This window comes from Aurantimonas litoralis, from assembly GCF_026153195.1.
In the GTDB taxonomy this organism is placed as follows: Bacteria; Pseudomonadota; Alphaproteobacteria; order Rhizobiales; family Rhizobiaceae; genus Aurantimonas; species Aurantimonas coralicida.
In genome coordinates this window covers 287,803-306,418 of the sequence record NZ_JAPFBM010000005.1, presented here as the reverse complement: position 1 = coordinate 306,418, position 18,616 = coordinate 287,803, and the positions used below count along the sequence as shown (strand labels likewise).

Below are 18,616 nucleotides of genomic sequence, written 5' to 3'. Positions count from 1 at the left end.
CGATCAGCTGGCCAGCGCGGCCTTCAGCTTCGGCGCGAGATCGGTCTTCTCCCAGGAGAAGGAACCGTCACGGCCGGGCTTGCGGCCGAAATGGCCGTAGGCTGCGGTCTTGGCGTAGATCGGCTTGTTGAGGTCGAGATGACGACGGATGCCCGTCGGCGACAGATCCATCACCGCCCGGATCGCCTTCTCGATGGCGACTTCGTCGACATTCTTGCCGGTCTCGTGGAGGTCGACATAGACCGCCAGCGGCTGGGCGATGCCGATCGCGTAGGCGAGCTGGATCGTGCAGCGGTCGGCGAGCTTGGCCGCGACGACATTCTTGGCCAGGTAGCGCGCGGCATAGGCAGCAGAACGGTCGACCTTGGTCGTGTCCTTGCCGGAGAACGCGCCACCTCCGTGCGGCGCCGCACCGCCATAGGTGTCGACGATGATCTTGCGGCCGGTGAGACCGGCGTCGCCGTCCGGGCCGCCGATGACGAACTTGCCGGTCGGGTTGATGTACCAGGCGCAATCGTCAGCGATCGCGATGTCGCTCAGGGCTTCGCGGATATAGGGCTCGACGACCGTCCGCACCTTGGCGGAATCCCAGCTGTCATCGGTGTGCTGGGTGGACAGGACGATCGAGCTGACCTCGAAAGGCATGCCGTCCTTGTAACGCACGGTCACCTGGCTCTTGGCGTCCGGGCCAAGATGCGCTGCGTCCCCTTCGCCCTTCTTGCGGGCGGCCGCCAGGATCTCGAGGATCTTGTGCGCGTAGAAGATCGGCGCCGGCATCAGGTCCGGGGTCTCGCGGCAGGCGTAGCCGAACATGATGCCCTGGTCGCCCGCGCCTTCGGCCTGGTTGGCGCCGTCTTCGGCGTCAGACGCCTTGTCGACGCCCTGGGCGATGTCGGCCGACTGCGAATGCAGCAGGATGTCGACCTTGGCGTTCTTCCAGTGGAAACCGTCCTGCTCGTAGCCGATATCGCGGATCGCACGACGCGCGGCAGACCGGAAACGACCGGCATTGATGACTTCGTTGCCGTTCTTGTCGGTCTTCATCAGGCTGGCCGGCAGGCGAACCTCGCCGGCGATGACGACGCGATTCGTGGTCGCCAGGGTCTCGCAGGCGATGCGAACCGACCAAGGGTCAACGCCAGTCTTCTTGGCCTCTCGATAGATCAGATCGACGATCTCATCGGAGATCCGGTCGCAGACCTTGTCGGGATGGCCCTCCGACACGCTTTCGCTGGTGAAGACATAGTCAGAACGCGCCATCGATTCCTCTTTCCGTTTCTGGAGAATCCCGCTCGGGGCAGTCAGACGCGAGAGCTTGTCGTGCCGTTGAGCACCACAACAGGAACTTACGCCCGGCTTGAATCTTGCGGAATGCGGTTTGGGGCAATGGCAGCGCGGCGTCAAGTGCGCCCGGGGCTCACGTATGACGCGAGTCGCTCAGAACCTAGCTGTCGGTCTCGCCCGAGTCCGCCAGGGTGCGGACCAGATCGATGACGCGGCGGCGGACCTTCGGATCGGAGATGCGCACAAAGGCCCGGTTGAGTTGCAGGCCCTCGGAAGAAGAAAGGAAGTCGACGACATAGTCCGGGCTCGACGGCTCCTGCAGACTTTCGTTGCCGCTCATGCCGGTGGGCGCATCCTCGAAGAAGAAGGACACCGGAACGGTCATCACTTCGGAAATCCGCTGCAACCGGCTGGCACCAATGCGGTTGGTGCCCTTCTCGTATTTCTGAATCTGCTGAAAGGTGATCCCGAGGCTTTCGCCCAGTTTTTCTTGGCTCATGCCGAGCATGGTCCGACGAAGACGAACCCGCGACCCGACGTGGATATCCACCGGATTGGGCTTCTTCTTGTTGTCGACCATGGCGGGTGCCTCTTCTCTCAGCATCATCGACATCGCAACTTCCATCCGATGCGGCGGGCCGTCATCCCCAGTGGCGGTGCGCCTCCGGGCCCCAGAAAATTGTCGCAATCAATTTCGGCCTTCGGGTTAGGCAGCGCGTGTCGCGCATGTCAATCAATCAGAGCGCGCATCTTTAACCGCATTGCTATCGGGATCATCCATATTATGAAAAATGCAATCCAGAATGGGGTGTTGCCCCAGCTTGCGTAGATCGTGGCGGGGGCGGCCCTGGGCAGCGGCGTTTCGATGCTTCCCGTCGCGCCGAGCGCCAGCCCGTCGAGCTGCCGTCCATAGGCGTCCGTGACGACCGAGATGCCGGTGTTGGCACTGCGCACGAGCGGCAGTCCGAAGGCGACCGAGGTCAGTTCGGCCAGCCGCAGATGCTGGTAGGGTCCGGGCGTATCGCCATACCATGCGTCATTGGTATCGTTCACGAAAAAGCCCGGACGATCGTCGGGCGCGCCGGCCTCGATCTCGGAAGGAAAGATGATCTCGTAGCAGATCAGCGGCAGGAAAGAGGGCGCGCCTTCGAGAGGAACCGGACTGCGCACGGTACCCGCCGAAAAGCCGCCCGGCATTTCGGCGAGTTGCGACAGACCGAACCCTTCGAGAAATTCCTGGAACGGCAGATATTCGCCGAAGGGGACCAGATGCGTCTTGTCCCGCGCATCCACGATCTGGCCCGCGTCGTTGATGACGTAGACCGAGTTATACACACGAGAAGAGGTGATATCGGCGCCTTCGAGCCGTGCTGCGCCGGCAATCAGCGTTTCGCCGGGCTGCAGCGCCTCAGCGATTCGCGCGATGGCGTCGGGCCGCTCGGTCAACAGGAATGGAAAGGCGGATTCGGGCCAGACGACAAGGGTGCGCGTAGAAGGGTCGGCGGGCCCATCCGAGGCAGCGCCTCCGGCCGCGGCGGGATCGACACTGGCCGCGACAGCGTCGGCTCCGGTCAGCGACAGGTGGCGCTCGAAGATCCGCTCCGCTTCGTTCTCGTCCCATTTCAGCGATTGCAGGATATTGGGCTGCACCACCCGAACCCGGACATTCTCGACCAGCTCGGTCGGATGGGCCTGCAGCCGCCAGGCCCCGTATCCCACATGCAGGACGAGCAGGGTCGCCGCGGCCGCCAGCATCGCGGCCCGGCCCCGCCGGTCGACGAGGACGGCCGGGCTGGCAAAGACGACGACGGCCAAGAGGGTCAGCCCGTGCACGCCGACGAGGCTGCTCGTCTGCATCAACAGCGGCAGCGGCGCGGCCATGACGCCGATCTCGTTCCAGGGAAAGCCCGTGAACAGGATTTCGCGCAGATATTCGATTAGCGCCAGCGAGCCGGCCAGCGCCAGGATTCGATACGCGCTGTCGGTCCACACGCAACGCGCCAGCGCGGCCGCCAGCCCGAAATAGATGGCGAGGATCGCCGGCAGGCCGAGCACCGCGAGCGGGATGAAGATCGCAAAGCTCGCCGCGTCGACCATCATGGCGGCGCCCAGCCACCACAGGCCGGCGACGAAATAGCCGAAGCCGAACAGCCAGCCCGTGACGAAGGCCGGCGCCATGCGGCGCAGGGCCGAGCGGCCCGGCTCGGCGGCCGCGCCGTCGAGGAGCCAGACGAGCAGCGGAAAACCGATGAAGCCGACGGCGGGGAAATTGTAGGGCGGCAGGGCGAAGGTACAGATCGCCCCCGCAGACAGCGCCAGCACCATGCGGCGCCAGCCTTCGGCGAGCGACACCCAACCGGCAATCCGGTCGAGAATATTGTCGTCGCGGATGCGGTCGTCGCCGCGGGAAATAACGCTCACAGGGCCCCCTGCAGGATTCGGTCGGGCCGGCATCCTACGCCGGGCGCCGACGATATGCAGAACATTCCCGCGACTTCGGCTGCCGAAGGCGGCCAGCGGTCACCGACGCCCCCTCAGGCGTCGGCCAGTCCTTCCACGAAGCGGCGGCGCTTCTCGCCTTGGCGAAAGCGGACGATCCGGACACGGCGAACCCGGCGCGGGTCGGCATCGAGTACCTGGAACTCGAAGCCTGGAACAGCCTGCACCACTTCGCCGCGCGCCGGCACGCGGCCGAGCTCGGAGAACAGGAGACCGCCGATCGTGTCGGCCTCGTCCTCGTATTCGCTGATGTCGAAATCCTCGCCTACCAGCTTGCGAACCTCGTCGAGGTCGGCACGGGCGTCGGCGTAATAGATGCCGTCGCCGCTTTCGGTGATCATCGGGGCGTCGTCGTCGTGCTCGTCCTCGATGTTGCCGACGACCATCTCGATGATGTCCTCCAGCGACACAAGCCCGTCGGTGCCGCCGTATTCGTCGATCACCAGCGCCATCTGGGTGCGGGTGGCCTGCATGCGCGCCATCAGATCGGTGGCGAGCATCGAGGGCGGCACGAAGAGAACCTTGCGGATGATCCCCAGGTCGGACACCTTCCGGGCCAGGTTGATCTGGCGCAGGTCGAGGCCGGCCCGGGTCCGCGCGGCCGGCTCCTTGGCGCCCTGCCCGTTGGCCGGTCGCGCGACGCGGGTGATGTGGCCGACGACGTCGCGGATGTGGATCATGCCGCGCGGGTCGTCGAGGCTTTCGCCATAGACCGGCATGCGCGAATGGCCGCTCGATTCGAACTGCTTCATGAGTTCGCCGAGGGTGGTCGTGATGTCGACGGCCTGAATGTCGGCACGCGGCACCATCACATCCTCGACGCGCAGTTCGCGCAGCCGCAGAATGTTGTTGAGCATCGCGCGCTCCTCGGGCGAGAAGGCCCCCTCGCCGGGATCGTGATGCAGGAGGGCCTGGGTCAGGTCCTCGCGCATCAGGCGGGGCATGCGCGGACGCACCCGCTGGATCAGGCCGCCAAAGAAGCCGTCACTGCGGTTTGCGCCGCGCCGACTTCGGTCGTCGCCGGCTGCGTGGTCGTCGCCATTCTCGGCGCCGGCCGGTCCGCGGTTGCCGTCAGCCGCCGCGTCTGTGTCGAAGGTCATCGTCTCGCTCTTGGTTCGCCGGAACATCCTGTTCGGCTTCGTTCAAGGGACCGGGTTCGTCGCCATAGGGATCGGCGATGCCAAACTCGGCAAGAATGGCGATCTCCGCCGCCTCCATGTCGTCGGCCTCGGTGTCGACCATGTGATCGAGGCCCATCAGATGCAGGAAGCCGTGCACGAGAAGATGGCGGAAATGGTCCGCAAAGGCCTTGGCCTCCTCATCCGCTTCGCGCGCGACCGTTTCGAAGGCGACCAAAAGATCGCCCAGAAGCGGGCCCGGCCGTTCGCCCGGCGCCAGATCGGCCATGGGGAAGGACAGAATGTTGGTCGGCTTGTCCTTGTTCCGCCATTCGGCGTTGACGGCGCGTACCGTCTCGTCGTCGGCCAGCGTCAGGGATATCTCGCTGACGAGATCGCCGGGCAGGCCCAGCCGCGCCGCGGCGACCGAAAAGGTCTCCACCGCCATCGCCGGAATGTCCCCGAGCCCGGCGTCGTCCCAGCGCGGATCCTCGACGGTCAGGGCGACGGTCAGGCCATCATAGGTCGGCATGCCGAAGGCGGCACGCGGTTGCGATCCGGGCATTACCGGGCCGCGGGGATGCCCGGCGCACGGGCGCGCGTCGCATCCTCCTCATAGGCCTCGACGATCGCCTGGACCAGCGGATGGCGAACGACGTCCTTGGCGGCAAAGCGAACCGTCACGGCCTGCGGCACCGTCTCCAGAATGCGCATCGCCTCGGCGAGACCGGATTTCTGACCGGGTGGCAGATCGACCTGGGACGGGTCCCCGGTCACCACCATCCGGGCATTCTCGCCCAGGCGGGTGAGGAACATCTTCATCTGCATGGTGGTGGTGTTCTGCGCCTCGTCGAGGATCACCGCCGCATTCGCCAGCGTCCGGCCACGCATGAAGGCCAGCGGCGCGATCTCGATGGCGCCGGCGGCCAGCGCCCGCTCGACCTTCTCGGCCGGGATCATGTCGTAGAGCGCGTCGTAGAGCGGCCGCAGATAGGGATCGACCTTTTCCTTCATGTCGCCGGGCAGGAAGCCGAGCCGCTCGCCGGCCTCGACGGCCGGACGCGACAGGATGATCCGCTCGACCTGCCCGCGCTCCAGCAGCATCGCGGCATGGGCGACGGCCAGATAGGTCTTGCCGGTGCCGGCCGGCCCGACGCCGAAGACGAGCTCGGAGCGCTCCAGCGCCCGCATATAGGCGTCCTGCGTCGGCGTGCGCGCGTGGATGGTCCGGCGTCGCGTCGAGATCTGCGCGAGCGACATGCGGCCCTTCTTTTCCAGCGTCGGCAGATAGAGCTGGTCGTCGGCCGCGATCGCCATGCGGATGGCGCCCTCGACGTCCTTGATGCCGATCTCGGTGCCGGCCTGCAGCCGCTCATACAGATAGTCCAGCGCCCGCCGGGCCTGCTCGCAGCTCGCCGAATCGCCGCGGATCTCGACCTTGTTGCCGCGCGCCCGCGCGTCGACTTTCAGTTTCTGTTCGAGCAACGCGAGATGCTCGTCGAACTGGCCGAAGAGCGAGCCGGCCAGGCGGTTATCCTCGAAGGTCAGGACGATGTGAGCCATGTCGGATGCACCCGACGCAGGGGCTGCGGTACTACGCTCCGTCCTCAAGCGATCTTCCTTATCGGTTCGGCAGGCACTGCGTTGCGATGCCGCGCCTCGGCGGCCGGAACGGCACCGCCAGTCGCCAGCAGCGAATTCGGCAGGGTCGATTCGATCCGCACGGTCACGATATCGCCGATCTCGCCGGCGGCCGCGTCCAACACAACGGGCTGCAGGAACGGCGAGCGTCCGACCCGCTGGTGGGGATAACGCCCCGGCTTTTCGACCAGAACGTCGATGTCACGGCCGACGAGGCTTTCGGCGAAATCGACCTGATGCTCACGAAGTAAGGCCTGCAGCCGCTGCAGCCGCTCCGACTTCACCGCTTCGTCCACGTGATCGTCCATCGTCGCGCCCGGCGTGCCCGGACGGGCCGAGTACTTGAAGCTGAAGGCCGAGGCGTAGCGCACCTGCGAGACCAGTTTCATCGTGTCCTCGAAATCGGCGTCGGTCTCGCCGGGAAAGCCGACGATGAAGTCGCCGGACAGGGCGATATCGGGGCGTGCCTGACGAATGCGGTCGAGAAGCCGCAGATAGTCGGCGCCCGTATGGCGACGGTTCATCGCCTTGAGAATACGGTCGGAACCCGACTGCACCGGAAGATGCAGATAGGGCATCAGAGCCGGCAAATCGCGATGGGCGGCGATCAGGTCGTCATCCATGTCACGGGGATGAGAGGTGGTGTAGCGCAGGCGCGCGAAGCCCGGAATTTCGGCCAGCGCCCGCAACAATCCGCCAAGACCGATGTCGCGGCCCGCCTCGTCCTGCCCCGACCAGGCATTGACGTTCTGGCCGAGCAGCGTGACCTCGCGCACGCCGGCCGCCGCCAGCGCGCGGGCCTCGCCCATGATCTGGGCCAGCGGACGCGAGACTTCGGAGCCGCGCGTATAGGGCACCACGCAGAAGGTGCAGAACTTGTCGCAGCCTTCCTGCACGGTGAGGAAAGCCGTCACGCCCCGCGCACGGATTTGCGGCGCCGTCACCTTTGGCAGATGCCGGAACTTGTCCTCGACGGCGTAGTCGGTCTCCACGACCTTGTCGCCGCGCGCGACCCGGGCCAGCGCCTCGGGCAGCCGGTGATAGGTCTGCGGTCCGATCACGAGATCGACGACCGGCGCGCGGTCGATGATCTCCTGACCCTCGGCCTGGGCGACGCAGCCGGCCACGGCCACGCGCATCTCCACGCCCCGCTCGGCCTTTTCGGCCTTCAGCAGCTTGATGCGGCCCAGTTCGGAATAGATCTTCTCGGCGGCCCGCTCGCGGATATGGCAGGTGTTGAGCAGAACGAGATCGGCGTCCTCGATCACTTCGGTCGGCTCGTAGCCATCGCGCGCCAAGGCATCGCCCATACGCTGCGAATCGTAGACGTTCATCTGGCAGCCATAGGTCTTGATGAAGACCTTGCGGGTATTGATGCCGGTCTCGTCCGGTCGTGTTGCTGCAGTCGTGTCGGTCATGCGCCCTTCTGATCGGCCCTCGTGTGCTGCCGGCGCGCGCCGCCGGAAACGAGTGACCTATCCCCCTATATCGACAGCATCGTGACGCGGTGCAAGCGTCGGCTCGCGTCGCGATACCACAGCCGGCTGCTTTGCAGGCAGATTGTGGCCGCAAAGGCTCGCCGCCAGCATCGCCCGAACGCTGTCCTCCGCGGCCCTGGCGACATGCTTGCGGTTGGAATCGGCGGCGAAGACGATTGGCTCGCCGAACGAGATCTCGACGTCGATGGCCCCTTCCTTCAGGACGCCGAGCAGATGCGGCCCGAGCGCCACATCCCCCGGCCAGGCCACCAGTGGGCGGAACCGCCGCCCCAGTGGCACGCCATTGGCATGGGTATAGGCGATTGCCACCGGCTGAACCCGGACCTGCGCCGTATGCGAAGAGACCAGCGCCGCCTGGGCCGCGCCGAACAGCGCCGTCTTGAACGGCAACACCTCGTTGCCGTCCGAGGTCGTACCTTCCGCAAACAGCACCATGGCGTCGCCTTCGCTCAGCCGGCGGGCGATGGCCCCGGCCTGATGGCCGGTGCGGTGGCGCGCCCCGCGTTCGACGAAGACCGTGCGCTGCAGCTTTGCCAGAAGCCCAAAGGCAGGCCAGCCCTCGACCTCCGACTTGGCGATGAAGGACAGGGGCATGACCCGGCCGAGCACCATGATGTCCGACCAGGACTGGTGGTTGGCGGCGATCAGCAAGGGATGGTCGGAGCATGGCTGGCCGACGATGCGGACCCGCAGGCCCGCCACCCGGCAGGCGATACGGTGCCACAGCACCGGCAAGGTCCTGGCCAGCGACCATCCACGGGCGATGGCGACAGCCTGGACCGGCCACAGGATCAGGGTCAGTGCGACGAGAATGACGCTGACGGCTGCGACGCGCAGCGTTCCGATCATGGCCGCGCCACGTGCGCCGGGCACGCCTGCGTCTGCTTGCTCTGCATGTTCATGCGCCTAGCGGAGCGCCCGCTTCAGCGTCAATGCGCTCGTCCGGTGGCCTTCGGGATGGCGGTAATAGGCCGGCCGTCGGCCGACCTCCTCGAACCGCAGGCGCCCGTAGAGCTTGCGCGCCGCCGTGTTCTCCTCGTCGACTTCGAGGAAGAGGGATTCGGCCCGGGCTGCGTGAAGGAGTTGCAGGATCTCGTCCATCAGAAGACGGCCGACGCCGGCGCCGCGGGCGCGCTTGGCGACCGCAATGGTGAGGATCTCCGCCTCGCCTTCGGTGTTGCGCGCCAGCACGAAGCCCAACGGCGGATCATCGGGCAGGCCGATCCGGCGTGCGACCACGCCGAAGGTACCATCCTGCGCGAGGATCGCGGCTAGTTCATCCCCCGTCCATGCCTGATCGAAGGCCTGGCTGTGAATCTCGGCCGCGGCGTCGATGTCCCCCTCGGACAGCGGCGCAGCGACCACTTCCTGGCCGCCGAAGAGGCCTTCGAGAAATGAGACGGTCCAGACCCAGGGCAGAAACCAGTACATGAGCCCTCACTCGCTCCAGCGTGCCGACGATCGGTGTATTCGGCCCTGCGGGAAGACCAGAGCCGACCACCCTCGATCCTAACCCTAATCCGCTAGGCTTGCGGAGCGCTTTCGCCGGGAATGGCAAATAGTCCGGTCGCGGCTGCCGGTTTGGCGTCGGCGCCCCGTAGATAGAGCGGGCGCGGAGCCTCGCCGGTCGCGCGGCCGGCGGCCAGACGACACAGCGTCGCAATGTCGAGTGCGGCCGTCTCGGACAGGATGGCGACATCGCGCCCGGCCAGCGCCTGACGGGCGATCCGGGCACCGGTTCCCACGATTGCGAGTGACACCCCTTCCGGCGCGTGCGCCACGACGCCGACGAGGTCTTCGGGCGCCAGTGCCGCTGGCTCCTTCAGCGCGGCGCCGTCGGCATCGTAGAGGGCCGCATAGACCTCGCCACGCTTGGCGTCGAGAACGCTGAGAACGGCCATGTCGGCGGCAAGATGCGGGGCTGCGAGCACCTCCAGCGTCGTGACGCCGATGGCCGGCACCCCGAGCGTCAGCGCCAGACCACGCACTGCCGACACACCGACCCGAAGACCGGTGAACGAGCCCGGCCCGACCGTGACGGCCATCCTGCGCAGCGACCCGTAATCGGCACCGGCTGCGTTCAGGACGTCGTCGATGATGCCGAACAGCTGCTCGGCATGGCCCTTGCCGATCTCCGGCTCGTCCCGTGCCAGCATGACGCCGGCATCCATGTCGAAGAGCCCCACCGAGCAGCGCGCAAAAGCGGTGTCGACGGCCAGAAGCAGTGCAGCCATCGGCTCAGACAGGCCCGGCGCTAAGCGGCATCAGGCGGCCTCGACCGCTTCCACCGCCTCGACCTCGGGCACGAAATGGCGCAGCAGGTTCTGGATGCCGTGCTTCAGGGTCGCCGTGGACGACGGGCAACCGGCGCAGGCGCCGCGCATGTTCAGATAGACGGTGCCGTCGCGATAGCCGCGGAAGGTGATGTCGCCACCGTCCTGGGCCACCGCCGGGCGGACGCGGGTCTCGAGCAGTTCCTTGATGGTGGCGACCGTACCCTCGTCGCCAGCCTCGAAGAACTCTTCGCCGTCGGGCATCGCGGCGTTGGAGCCCTGCGCCGTCATCACAGGCTCGTTGCCCATGAAGTGCTCCATCAGGCCGGCAAGAATTGCCGGCTTGAGGTGCTGCCAGTCCGGGCCGTCCTTGCTGACGGTGACGAAATCATAGCCGAAGAAGACGCCGGTCACGCCCGGCACGTCCATCAGCCGTGCCGCCAGCGGCGAACGGTTGGCGGCGTCTTCCTTGGACAGGAACTCTTCGGTGCCACTCTCCAGCACGACCCGGCCGGGCAGAAACTTCAGCGTGGCGGGGTTCGGGGTGACTTCGGTCTGGATGAACATCTCGCATCCTCTCTTGCGACCTCGAGGTCGCGCATAATCTGGAATCGTTCTAAACTTATCTCAGAACGACGATCGGGGCAACATAAGGGGTCTGCCGCCGGGGCGACAGGGCCTGCCGTGACGGTCGGTCGCCGCGCGTCAGCAGAGGCTCTGGATATCCTCGTCGGTGAGGGTTGCCGGGACGATGGTGACCGGGATTGGAAAGGCCGCGCCCTTGCCCGCCACCGCGGAAACCAGCGGGCCCGGACCTTCGTTGGCCTCGCCCGCCGCCAGCACCAGGATCGCGATCTCGCGGTCCGCCTCGATCAGGGCGTGGATCTGCTCGATGACGGTGCCCTCGCGGACGACACCCTCGGGCTCGATGCCCACAGCCTCGCGCAATTCGTCGGCGACCTTGCCGAGCCGCGCCTCGGCTTCCTCATTGGCCTCGGCGCGCATGATCTTCTCGACGCCGAGCCAGTGCTGGAAGTCGCCGGGCTCGATGACATACAAAAGCACAGCGCCGCCGCCGCTTGCCTTGGCGCGCTGCGCCGCATAGGCCGCGGCGCGCATGCACTCCGGCGTGTCGTCGATAATCGCGAGGAACTTGCGTTTGCCGCCGGCGTCCCGACCGATGCGTTTCGATACCATGGCGGCAAGATGGCAGCGGCGGTGCCCCGCGACAAGGTGACGGGACGCACTGTCACCGCCGCTTCGCCATAAACCGTTGCAGAATCAGTCCCGCAGCAGGCCGATGATGTCCTTGACGTCGTTCATCGTCGTCGCGGCAATGGCGCCGGCGCGCTCGCCGCCATCCTTCAGAACCGCGTCGATATGATCGGGTGCCGCCAGCAGGCGGCGCATCTCGCCGCTGACCGGGGCCAGCTTCTCCACGGCCAGCTCGGCCATGGCCGGCTTGAACTCGGAGAACTGCCGGCCACCGAACTCGGCGAGGATCTCGGCCTTGGACCGCTCGGCGAGCGCGGCATAGATACCGATCAGATTGTCGGCCTCCGGCCGGCCCGTCAGCCCGTCGACCTCGGACGGCAGGGCGTCCGGGTCGGTGCGCGCCTTGCGGATCTTGCGCGAGATCGCGTCGGCGTCGTCGGTCAGATTGATGCGCGACAGGTCCGAGGGATCGGATTTCGACATCTTCTTCGAGCCGTCCTTGAGGCTCATCACCCGTGTCGCCGGCCCCTCGATCAGCGGTTCGGTGATCGGGAAATAGCCGTTCACCGTCTCGTCGCCCATCTGGATCGGCTGCCCCAGCCCGGCGGCGGCGATCTTGTCGGAGAAGTCGTTATTGAACTTGGCGGCGATGTCGCGGGTCAGCTCCAGATGCTGCTTCTGGTCGTCGCCGACGGGGACGTGGGTTGCCCGGTAGAGCAGGATGTCGGCCGCCATGAGGCTCGGATAGGCGAGCAGGCCCAGCGAGGCGTTCTCGCGGTCCTTGCCGGCCTTTTCCTTGAACTGCGTCATGCGGTTCATCCAGCCGATGCGCGCGACGCAGTTGAACACCCAGGCGAGCTCGGCGTGGCCCGGAACGCGGCTCTGGTTGAAGACGATGTGCTGCTTCGGGTCGATGCCGGCAGCCAGGAACGCGGCGGTGATCGATCGGGTCTGACCGCGAAGGTCGTCATGGACGAGCTGGGCCGTGATCGAGTGCAGGTCGACGACGCAGTAGATGCAGTCGTGGCTCTCCTGCAGCGCGACGAACTTGCGGATCGCGCCGAGATAATTGCCCAGATGCAGATTGCCCGTGGGCTGCACGCCGGAAAAGACGCGGGGGGTGATGTCGCTCATGGTCGGCGGCTCCGGAATTGGCAGCGCGGGCGGGAATTGCCGCGCGTTATGGCCGAGGGCACGGGCACGATCAAGCGCCCTGCCCCGGCTCAGGATGCAGCGGGTGGCGGAGGCGGTCGCTTGCGCTTCAGGACGGCGAGAAACAGCCGGCGGTCAGCGGCCCCTGTGGCCAGCGCCAAGGCGAAATAGATCGCCATGGCGGAGGCGATGAGAATGCCGATCGCCAGGATCTGCGTCGTCAGCGCGCTCGACGGCTGCAGCCAGTCGCCGAGCTCGATCATCTCGACGATCAGCACACCGCCCATCAGGAGCGCGCAGACGAGCACCAGCGCGGTCCGCTTCAACAGCTCCCGGTCGATCTGCCACTGGCCCTTGCGGTAGAGGCCCGCAAACAGCAGACCGGCATTCAGCCAGCCAGCCAGCGTCGTGGCCAGCGCGATGCCCCGCTCGGCGATCAGCCAGAACAGGATCAGCGACAGGACGATGTTCGCTCCCGCGGAGGCAAGCGTCGCCTTCATCGGCGTCTTGGTGTCCTCGCGGGCGAAATAGCCGGGCGAAAACACCTTGATCATCACAAAGGCCGGCAGCCCCAGGGCGTAGAGGCCGAGGACCGAGGCGACGACAGGCGTCACCGACGGATCGAAGGCGCCGCGCTCGTAGATCACCCGGATGATCGGCTCGGGGATGATGAACAGGGCGACCGCGGCGGGCAGCGTCAGGAACAGGGCGAATTCCAGGCTGCGGTTCTGGGTGTGCTGGGCCTCGCGCAGATGGCCCGCCTTCAGGGCGCGGGCGAGTTCGGGCAGGAGCACGACGCCGATCGCCACGCCGATCATGCCGAGCGGCAGCTGATAGGGCCGGTCGGCATATTGCAGGATCGACACCGCCCCCGGCTTGAAGGAGGCGATGGCCTGGCCGACGAAGAGGTTGATCTGGGTGATGCCGCCGATCAGGGCGGCCGGCCCGGCCAGCACCAGGAGCCGCTTCAGGCCCTTGGTCCAGCGCGGACGCCTGAGCGCGACGCCGAAGCCGGCCATGCGCATGGCGACGACCACCATGGCGAGCTGCGCCAGCCCGGCAATCATCACGCCCCAACTCATCAGGAAGCCGATGGTCGGCTTGTCGGCCTCGGTCCACAGGCACCAGGACAGGACGCCGATCAGGATGAAGTTCAGCAGCGTCGGCGCCGCGGCCGCCACAAAGAAGCGGCGGAAGGCGTTGAGGATGCCGCAGACCATCGCCATCAGCGACATGCAGGCGAGATAGGGGAACATGATGCGCGAGAAGGTGACGGTGATGTCGTAGCGCGCCGCACAGGAGATCACGTCACCGCCCGCCGACGGATCGTCGACGCATACGGCAAGGCCGGGCGCGATGATCGTCTTGACCAGCACCGGCATGAACACCAGCGCCAGCACCGTCAGGACGACGAGCGCGGTGAACAGCGTCGAGAAGATCTCGTTGGCGAAACGCCGCGCGCCCTCCTCACCCTCCTCTTCCAGCGAGCGGGAGAACAGCGGAATGAAGGCGGCGTTGAACGCGCCTTCGGCGAAGAGCCGCCGGAACAGGTTCGGAAAGCGGAACGCCAGGTTGAAGGCATCGGCCACCGGTCCGACGCCCAGCGCCGAGGCCATCATCATTTCGCGGCCGAAGCCGAAGATGCGGGAGACCAGCGTCGCCCCGCCGACCGTGGCGAACTTGGACAGAAGGCTCATCGATGGGGAATGCCGAATGCGCGCTGCGAGGACATGACGACAGGTGAGGACATCTCGCCCTCCGGGCTTTCGAAGACGCGTTTCAGCCGGACCTCGATCCGCTCGATGCGGGTCTCGCTGGTGATCTTCGTGCCGATCAGGTCGGTCACGTAGAAGACGTCGACGACCTTCTCGCCATAGGTCGAGATGTGGGCCGAGCGGATGTCGAGATTGAGGTCCGAGATCGCACCGGTGACGTCCGACAAGAGGCCGGGCCGGTCGAGCCCCTCGACCTCGATGACGGTCAGCTGGTTCGACAGGGTGTTGTCGACGCTGACCCGCGGCTTGACGGCAAAGAGCTCGGTACTGCGCGGCGGCCGGCGATTGGCCAGAAGGCTGGCCGGCATCTCGCGGCCCTGCAGCAGCTTGCCGATATTGGCACAGATGCGCTCGGCGCGGCGGAGCTCGTCCTCGTCGGATTCGAACTCGCGGTTGAGCAGCATCACGTCCAGCGCCCGGCCGTCCGACATGGTGAAGATCTGCGCGTCGGCGATGTTGGCGCCGGTGCCGGCGCAGGCCCCGGCGATCAGCGACAGAAGCCGCGGATGGTCGGGCGCCAGCACCATGATCTCCGTCACTTCGCGGAAGCGGTCGGTGCGCGTCTGCGTCGCCAGGGCGCCGGCATCGCGCGACTCGCGGATGAACTCGGCATGGCGAAGCTGGTCGTCCAGCGGCGCGGTGAGGAAATAGTTCGGATAATGCAGGTCGAGATAGCCGGTGCGCTCGGCTTCCGGCCAAGCGCCCAGCCGCTCGGCCAGACGCTCGCGCGCCTGCCCGATCCGCTCGCTGCGCGAGGTCTGGGTGAAGCCGCCGGTCAGGGTCGGCTCGGTCTCCATGTAGAGGGTCCGGATGAGCTGGCCCTTCCAGCCGTTCCAGACGCCGGGGCCGACCGCGCGGATGTCGCAGACGGTCAGGATCGTCAGGAGCTTCAGGCGATCGAGCGTGCGCACGCGTTCGGCGAAGTCGAGAATGGTCTTGCGGTCGGTGAGGTCACGCTGCTGCGCCGTCATCGACATGACGAGATGGTCCTCGACCAGCCAGGCGACGAGATCGGTCTCGCGCTCGTCGAGGCCGAAGCGCGGGCACAGTTCGCGGGCGATCTCGGCCCCGGCGATGGAATGGTCCACCGGTCGGCCCTTGGCGATGTCGTGCAGGAGCAGCGCCAGGTAGAGCGGCACCCGGTCCTTCTGGAGCGGCATGAAGCCGCTCGACAGCGGCACCTCTTCGACCAGGTCGCCGTGCTCGATGCGCGACAGGGTCGAGATCGACCGCAGCAGGTGCTCGTCCACTGTGTAGTGGTGGTACATGTTGAACTGCATCATCGCGACGATCCGACCGAAATCGGGGATGAAGCGACCGAGGACGCCGGCCTCGTTCATCCGCCGCAGATGCAGCTCGGGGTCCTTGCGATCGGTCAGAACGTCGATGAAGAGGCTGTTGGCCTCCGGGTTGTCCCGCAATTCGGCATCGACCAGGCGCAGGGACCGGCGGATCAGCTTCAGCGCATCGGGGTGGTATTCCAGCTCGTGCAGCGCGGCGAGGCGGAAGATGCGGATCAGATTGACCGGATCGTCGCGGAAGACGGTGGCACGGCTGATATTGATGCGGTTGTTGTCGATGTGGAAATCGAGGGTGCCGGGGATCTTCTTGGCCCGGGCGCGCAGGGTACGCACGAAGCCGCGGATGCCGGGGGCGTCCTTGGCGTGCTGCTCTTCCAGCGCCGCGCAGAAGATGCGCGTCAGATCGCCGACATCCTTGGCGATCAGGAAGTAGTGCTTCATGAAGCGCTCGACGTCCTTCAGGCCCGGATGGGCATTGTAGCCGAGCCGCTTGGCGATCTCCGGCTGCAGGTCGAAGGACAGCCGCTCCTCGGCCTTGCCGGTCGCGAAATGCATGTGGCAGCGCACGGCCCAGAGGAAATCCTCGGCCTTGGCGAAGAGCTTGGCCTCACGCCTGGAGAAGACGCCGGCCTCGACCAGCGCCTCGGTCGTGTTCACCCGGTAATGGTACTTGGCGATCCAGAACAGGGTGTTGAGGTCGCGCAGACCGCCCTTGCCCTCCTTGATGTTGGGTTCGACGAGATAGCGCGTGTTGCCGGTCTTGGCGTGGCGCGCGGACCGCTCCTCGAGCTTGGCGGCGATGAAGGCCTCGCTCGTCCCTGCCACAACTTCGGCCTCGAAGCGCGTGTCCAGTTCGGCCAGAAGCTCTTCGTCACCGGCAATGAGCCAGCGTTCGAGAATCGCGGTGCGGATGGTGAAGTCGGCGCGCGCCAGCTTGATGCATTCGTCGACGGTACGGGACGCGTGACCGACCTTGAAGCCCAGATCCCACAGGAGATACAGGAGATATTCCACCACCTGCTCGCCGAGTGCCGACTGCTTGTAGGGGAGGAGAAACAGGAGATCGATGTCGGAGCCGGGCGCCAGCGTGCCGCGGCCATAGCCGCCGACCGCCAGGACCGTCATGCGCTCGCCGGCCGACAGGTTGGAGGCATTGAAGACGAAGCGCAGGGCGTAATCGTGGATCGCGTGGATCACCGCGTCCTGCAGCCGGGCGAGACGGCGCGCGCACAGGCTGCCGCTGCCATCCTCGAACAGCATTTCCTCGATGGTGGCGCGGCCGTCGCGGATCACGTCCCGCACCAGCGCAAGGACCTCGCTGCGCGCCGTGTTCGAGGCCCCGCCTGCGCTGTCTTTCTCGGCGATCGCGGCCAGCCTGCCACGCAAGCCATCCACGTCGAGGATACCGACAAGGCTTTCCCCCTTGGGCAGGGAAGCGGGGCTCGACAAGGCGGCGGAGGCCTCCAGCATCGTCATCGGCAATCCTGATCGATCGAATTCGCGTTCGGCGGCAGGCTATATCCCATTCGCCAGCGCGAAGCGAGAAAGCCGGCAGATCATCACGTCCAGGAAGTGTCCGCCGGGCCAGACGCACAAAAAAGGGCCGCCCCGCGGGACGACCCTTGATCGGCGGAAGGTGAATTCCGCCCCGTGCAATACCGGATTAGCGCTGGGTGGCGCCACGCTCGGCTTCGTTTGCCTCGGTGCGATAGAAGTCGCTGCCCGGAACAACCGAGGTCTCGTTGGTCGCCGCGGTCGTGTTGCCCTGGGCATAGCCATAGGCACGCGCGTCGGTCTGCGTGGTGGCAGCGGCGACGCCGCCGTCAGCGGTGACCTGGCGCTGGGCTTCCTCGTTGCGGGTCTCGTAAAATTCCGAACCCGGGATGATCGACTGTGCGGCAGCCGGAGCGGCGATCGAAAGACCGATGACTGCTGCCGAAATAGCGATTACATTCTTCATTGTATTACCGTTCACTTAGATGATTTCAATTCTCTGCGTCGCCGGATAAATGAAATATCCCGTGGCGCCGATTGATCCCGATGTAAGCACTGTATCGCTCGACAAAAGTGCCGGATTGTGAACAGTCCGTGGCTAAAAATCATGCCCAATGAAATGGAACCCGATTTTTGTCACGCCGGTGTGAACGAATGGCCTGACGAGCCTGCAGAACGCAGAAAAGGGCCGCCCTTCTCGGGACGACCCTTTCAATGTGCTGCCCGCCAGAGTGCGGACGAAGCAGATTACTTGATGACGTTGGTGTTCGAGCCGTCCTGCAGCGCCTCACCCTTCTGGGTCTTGGCACCTTCCTCGGGCGAGAAGGTCGCGCCCGAACCCGGGATCAGCACGTCATCGCCGTTCTCCGGCGTGGTGGACGACGTGGTCATGCCGTTGTCCTCGGCGACATCGTTGCGCTCCTGCGCTTCGGCCGTCTCGGACTGCGTCTCGCTACCCGGCACGATGGTGGCCTGGGTGTCGTTGGCTTCCGGCGCCATGCCGGTCATGCCGTCGCTCTCGGCCACGTCGTTGCGCTCGGCGGCGTTGTTCTGCTCGATCACGGTTTCCGAACCGGGGATCTTCGGCGTGGCGTCCTGCGCCAGTGCACCAAAGCTGAACACCGAGGTACCAAGAAGGGCGGCGGTAAAGATAGCAGTCGTCTTCATAAGAAATGCCTTTCGTATGAGTATCAGTGTGAACACATCCGACGATGGCGTCGGTAAATTCACGATCGGCACAACAACGGCGCCCATCCCTGCCGGTTCCACATAAATCGACAGACCCGCCCGGGCCCGGATCACGAAGATGAGATGAAGCTGTCATGAGCGACGGGTGGATGCAGCGGGCCGAACGCCCGCTGGGTC

Annotated in this window: 17 protein-coding genes; all 17 read right to left on the bottom strand. The window is 66.0% G+C overall.

Translation table 11 applies throughout. The features are described 5' to 3' along the window. Positions 1-3: 3 nt before the first annotated feature. Positions 4-1,260, bottom strand: a complete 1,257-nt coding sequence (gene metK, locus N7I30_RS13365; protein WP_024349509.1) for a methionine adenosyltransferase — start codon at positions 1,258-1,260, stop codon at positions 4-6. A 184-nt stretch (positions 1,261-1,444) separates the two neighbouring features. Next, positions 1,445-1,864: a helix-turn-helix domain-containing protein gene (locus N7I30_RS13360; RefSeq protein WP_498639533.1), complete on the bottom strand. Its 420-nt coding sequence runs from the start codon at positions 1,862-1,864 to the stop codon at positions 1,445-1,447. Between the two features lie 149 nt (positions 1,865-2,013). Next, positions 2,014-3,609 carry an apolipoprotein N-acyltransferase gene (gene lnt, locus N7I30_RS13355; RefSeq protein WP_498639531.1) on the bottom strand — a complete coding sequence of 532 codons (1,596 nt, stop codon included), beginning with the start codon at positions 3,607-3,609 and terminating at the stop codon, positions 2,014-2,016. A 209-nt stretch (positions 3,610-3,818) separates the two neighbouring features. Next, complete coding sequence (locus N7I30_RS13350; protein WP_024349507.1) at positions 3,819-4,883, bottom strand: hemolysin family protein; 1,065 nt, start codon at positions 4,881-4,883, stop codon at positions 3,819-3,821. Further along, positions 4,855-5,466 (bottom strand): rRNA maturation RNase YbeY, encoded by a 612-nt coding sequence (gene ybeY / locus N7I30_RS13345; RefSeq protein WP_498639447.1) that lies wholly within the window; start codon positions 5,464-5,466, stop codon positions 4,855-4,857. Before ybeY ends, N7I30_RS13350 begins: the two co-directional genes overlap by 29 nt. Then, positions 5,466-6,464 carry a PhoH family protein gene (locus N7I30_RS13340; protein WP_040325976.1) on the bottom strand — a complete coding sequence of 333 codons (999 nt, stop codon included), beginning with the start codon at positions 6,462-6,464 and terminating at the stop codon, positions 5,466-5,468. The genes ybeY and N7I30_RS13340 overlap by 1 nt, the downstream gene beginning before the upstream one ends. 44 nt (positions 6,465-6,508) lie before the next feature. Further along, entirely contained in the window at positions 6,509-7,960 is a 1,452-nt protein-coding gene (gene miaB, locus N7I30_RS13335; RefSeq protein WP_498639445.1) for a tRNA (N6-isopentenyl adenosine(37)-C2)-methylthiotransferase MiaB, read from the bottom strand. 57 nt (positions 7,961-8,017) lie between these two features. Further along, positions 8,018-8,890 carry a lyso-ornithine lipid O-acyltransferase gene (gene olsA / locus N7I30_RS13330; RefSeq protein WP_228239119.1) on the bottom strand — a complete coding sequence of 291 codons (873 nt, stop codon included), beginning with the start codon at positions 8,888-8,890 and terminating at the stop codon, positions 8,018-8,020. Positions 8,891-8,947: 57 nt separating this feature from the next. After that, positions 8,948-9,472, bottom strand: a complete 525-nt coding sequence (locus tag N7I30_RS13325; protein ID WP_024349502.1) for a GNAT family N-acetyltransferase — start codon at positions 9,470-9,472, stop codon at positions 8,948-8,950. 92 nt (positions 9,473-9,564) lie between these two features. Continuing rightward, entirely contained in the window at positions 9,565-10,275 is a 711-nt protein-coding gene (gene tsaB, locus N7I30_RS13320) for a tRNA (adenosine(37)-N6)-threonylcarbamoyltransferase complex dimerization subunit type 1 TsaB (protein ID WP_498639443.1), read from the bottom strand. 30 nt (positions 10,276-10,305) lie between these two features. Beyond that, positions 10,306-10,881 carry a NifU family protein gene (locus tag N7I30_RS13315; protein WP_024349500.1) on the bottom strand — a complete coding sequence of 192 codons (576 nt, stop codon included), beginning with the start codon at positions 10,879-10,881 and terminating at the stop codon, positions 10,306-10,308. Positions 10,882-11,019: 138 nt separating this feature from the next. Continuing rightward, entirely contained in the window at positions 11,020-11,511 is a 492-nt protein-coding gene (locus tag N7I30_RS13310; protein WP_024349499.1) for a universal stress protein, read from the bottom strand. Positions 11,512-11,595: 84 nt separating this feature from the next. Further along, on the bottom strand, positions 11,596-12,663 hold the full coding sequence (gene trpS / locus N7I30_RS13305) for a tryptophan--tRNA ligase (protein ID WP_498639440.1): 1,068 nt from the start codon (positions 12,661-12,663) through the stop codon (positions 11,596-11,598). Between the two features lie 89 nt (positions 12,664-12,752). After that, positions 12,753-14,378, bottom strand: coding sequence for a murein biosynthesis integral membrane protein MurJ (gene murJ, locus N7I30_RS13300; RefSeq protein WP_498639438.1), 1,626 nt, complete (start codon positions 14,376-14,378; stop codon positions 12,753-12,755). After that, on the bottom strand, positions 14,375-17,233 hold the full coding sequence (locus tag N7I30_RS13295; RefSeq protein WP_498639436.1) for a [protein-PII] uridylyltransferase: 2,859 nt from the start codon (positions 17,231-17,233) through the stop codon (positions 14,375-14,377). The genes murJ and N7I30_RS13295 overlap by 4 nt, the downstream gene beginning before the upstream one ends. A 187-nt stretch (positions 17,234-17,420) precedes the next feature. Next, complete coding sequence (locus N7I30_RS13290; protein WP_498639434.1) at positions 17,421-17,717, bottom strand: hypothetical protein; 297 nt, start codon at positions 17,715-17,717, stop codon at positions 17,421-17,423. Positions 17,718-17,998: 281 nt separating this feature from the next. Beyond that, positions 17,999-18,418 (bottom strand): hypothetical protein, encoded by a 420-nt coding sequence (locus tag N7I30_RS13285; RefSeq protein WP_024349494.1) that lies wholly within the window; start codon positions 18,416-18,418, stop codon positions 17,999-18,001. Positions 18,419-18,616: the final 198 nt, after the last annotated feature.

Coding starts and splice junctions, on each gene's coding strand:
- metK (WP_024349509.1), bottom strand. CDS start 1,260: ATGGCGCGTTCTGACTATGTCTTCACCAGCGAAAGCGTGTCGGAGGGC.
- N7I30_RS13360 (WP_498639533.1), bottom strand. CDS start 1,864: ATGGTCGACAACAAGAAGAAGCCCAATCCGGTGGATATCCACGTCGGG.
- lnt (WP_498639531.1), bottom strand. CDS start 3,609: ATGGTGCTGGCGCTGTCTGCGGGGGCGATCTGTACCTTCGCCCTGCCG.
- N7I30_RS13350 (WP_024349507.1), bottom strand. CDS start 4,883: ATGACCTTCGACACAGACGCGGCGGCTGACGGCAACCGCGGACCGGCC.
- ybeY (WP_498639447.1), bottom strand. CDS start 5,466: ATGCCCGGATCGCAACCGCGTGCCGCCTTCGGCATGCCGACCTATGAT.
- N7I30_RS13340 (WP_040325976.1), bottom strand. CDS start 6,464: ATGGCTCACATCGTCCTGACCTTCGAGGATAACCGCCTGGCCGGCTCG.
- miaB (WP_498639445.1), bottom strand. CDS start 7,960: ATGACCGACACGACTGCAGCAACACGACCGGACGAGACCGGCATCAAT.
- olsA (WP_228239119.1), bottom strand. CDS start 8,890: ATGATCGGAACGCTGCGCGTCGCAGCCGTCAGCGTCATTCTCGTCGCA.
- N7I30_RS13325 (WP_024349502.1), bottom strand. CDS start 9,472: ATGTACTGGTTTCTGCCCTGGGTCTGGACCGTCTCATTTCTCGAAGGC.
- tsaB (WP_498639443.1), bottom strand. CDS start 10,275: ATGGCTGCACTGCTTCTGGCCGTCGACACCGCTTTTGCGCGCTGCTCG.
- N7I30_RS13315 (WP_024349500.1), bottom strand. CDS start 10,881: ATGTTCATCCAGACCGAAGTCACCCCGAACCCCGCCACGCTGAAGTTT.
- N7I30_RS13310 (WP_024349499.1), bottom strand. CDS start 11,511: ATGGTATCGAAACGCATCGGTCGGGACGCCGGCGGCAAACGCAAGTTC.
- trpS (WP_498639440.1), bottom strand. CDS start 12,663: ATGAGCGACATCACCCCCCGCGTCTTTTCCGGCGTGCAGCCCACGGGC.
- murJ (WP_498639438.1), bottom strand. CDS start 14,378: ATGAGCCTTCTGTCCAAGTTCGCCACGGTCGGCGGGGCGACGCTGGTC.
- N7I30_RS13295 (WP_498639436.1), bottom strand. CDS start 17,233: ATGACGATGCTGGAGGCCTCCGCCGCCTTGTCGAGCCCCGCTTCCCTG.
- N7I30_RS13290 (WP_498639434.1), bottom strand. CDS start 17,717: ATGAAGAATGTAATCGCTATTTCGGCAGCAGTCATCGGTCTTTCGATC.
- N7I30_RS13285 (WP_024349494.1), bottom strand. CDS start 18,418: ATGAAGACGACTGCTATCTTTACCGCCGCCCTTCTTGGTACCTCGGTG.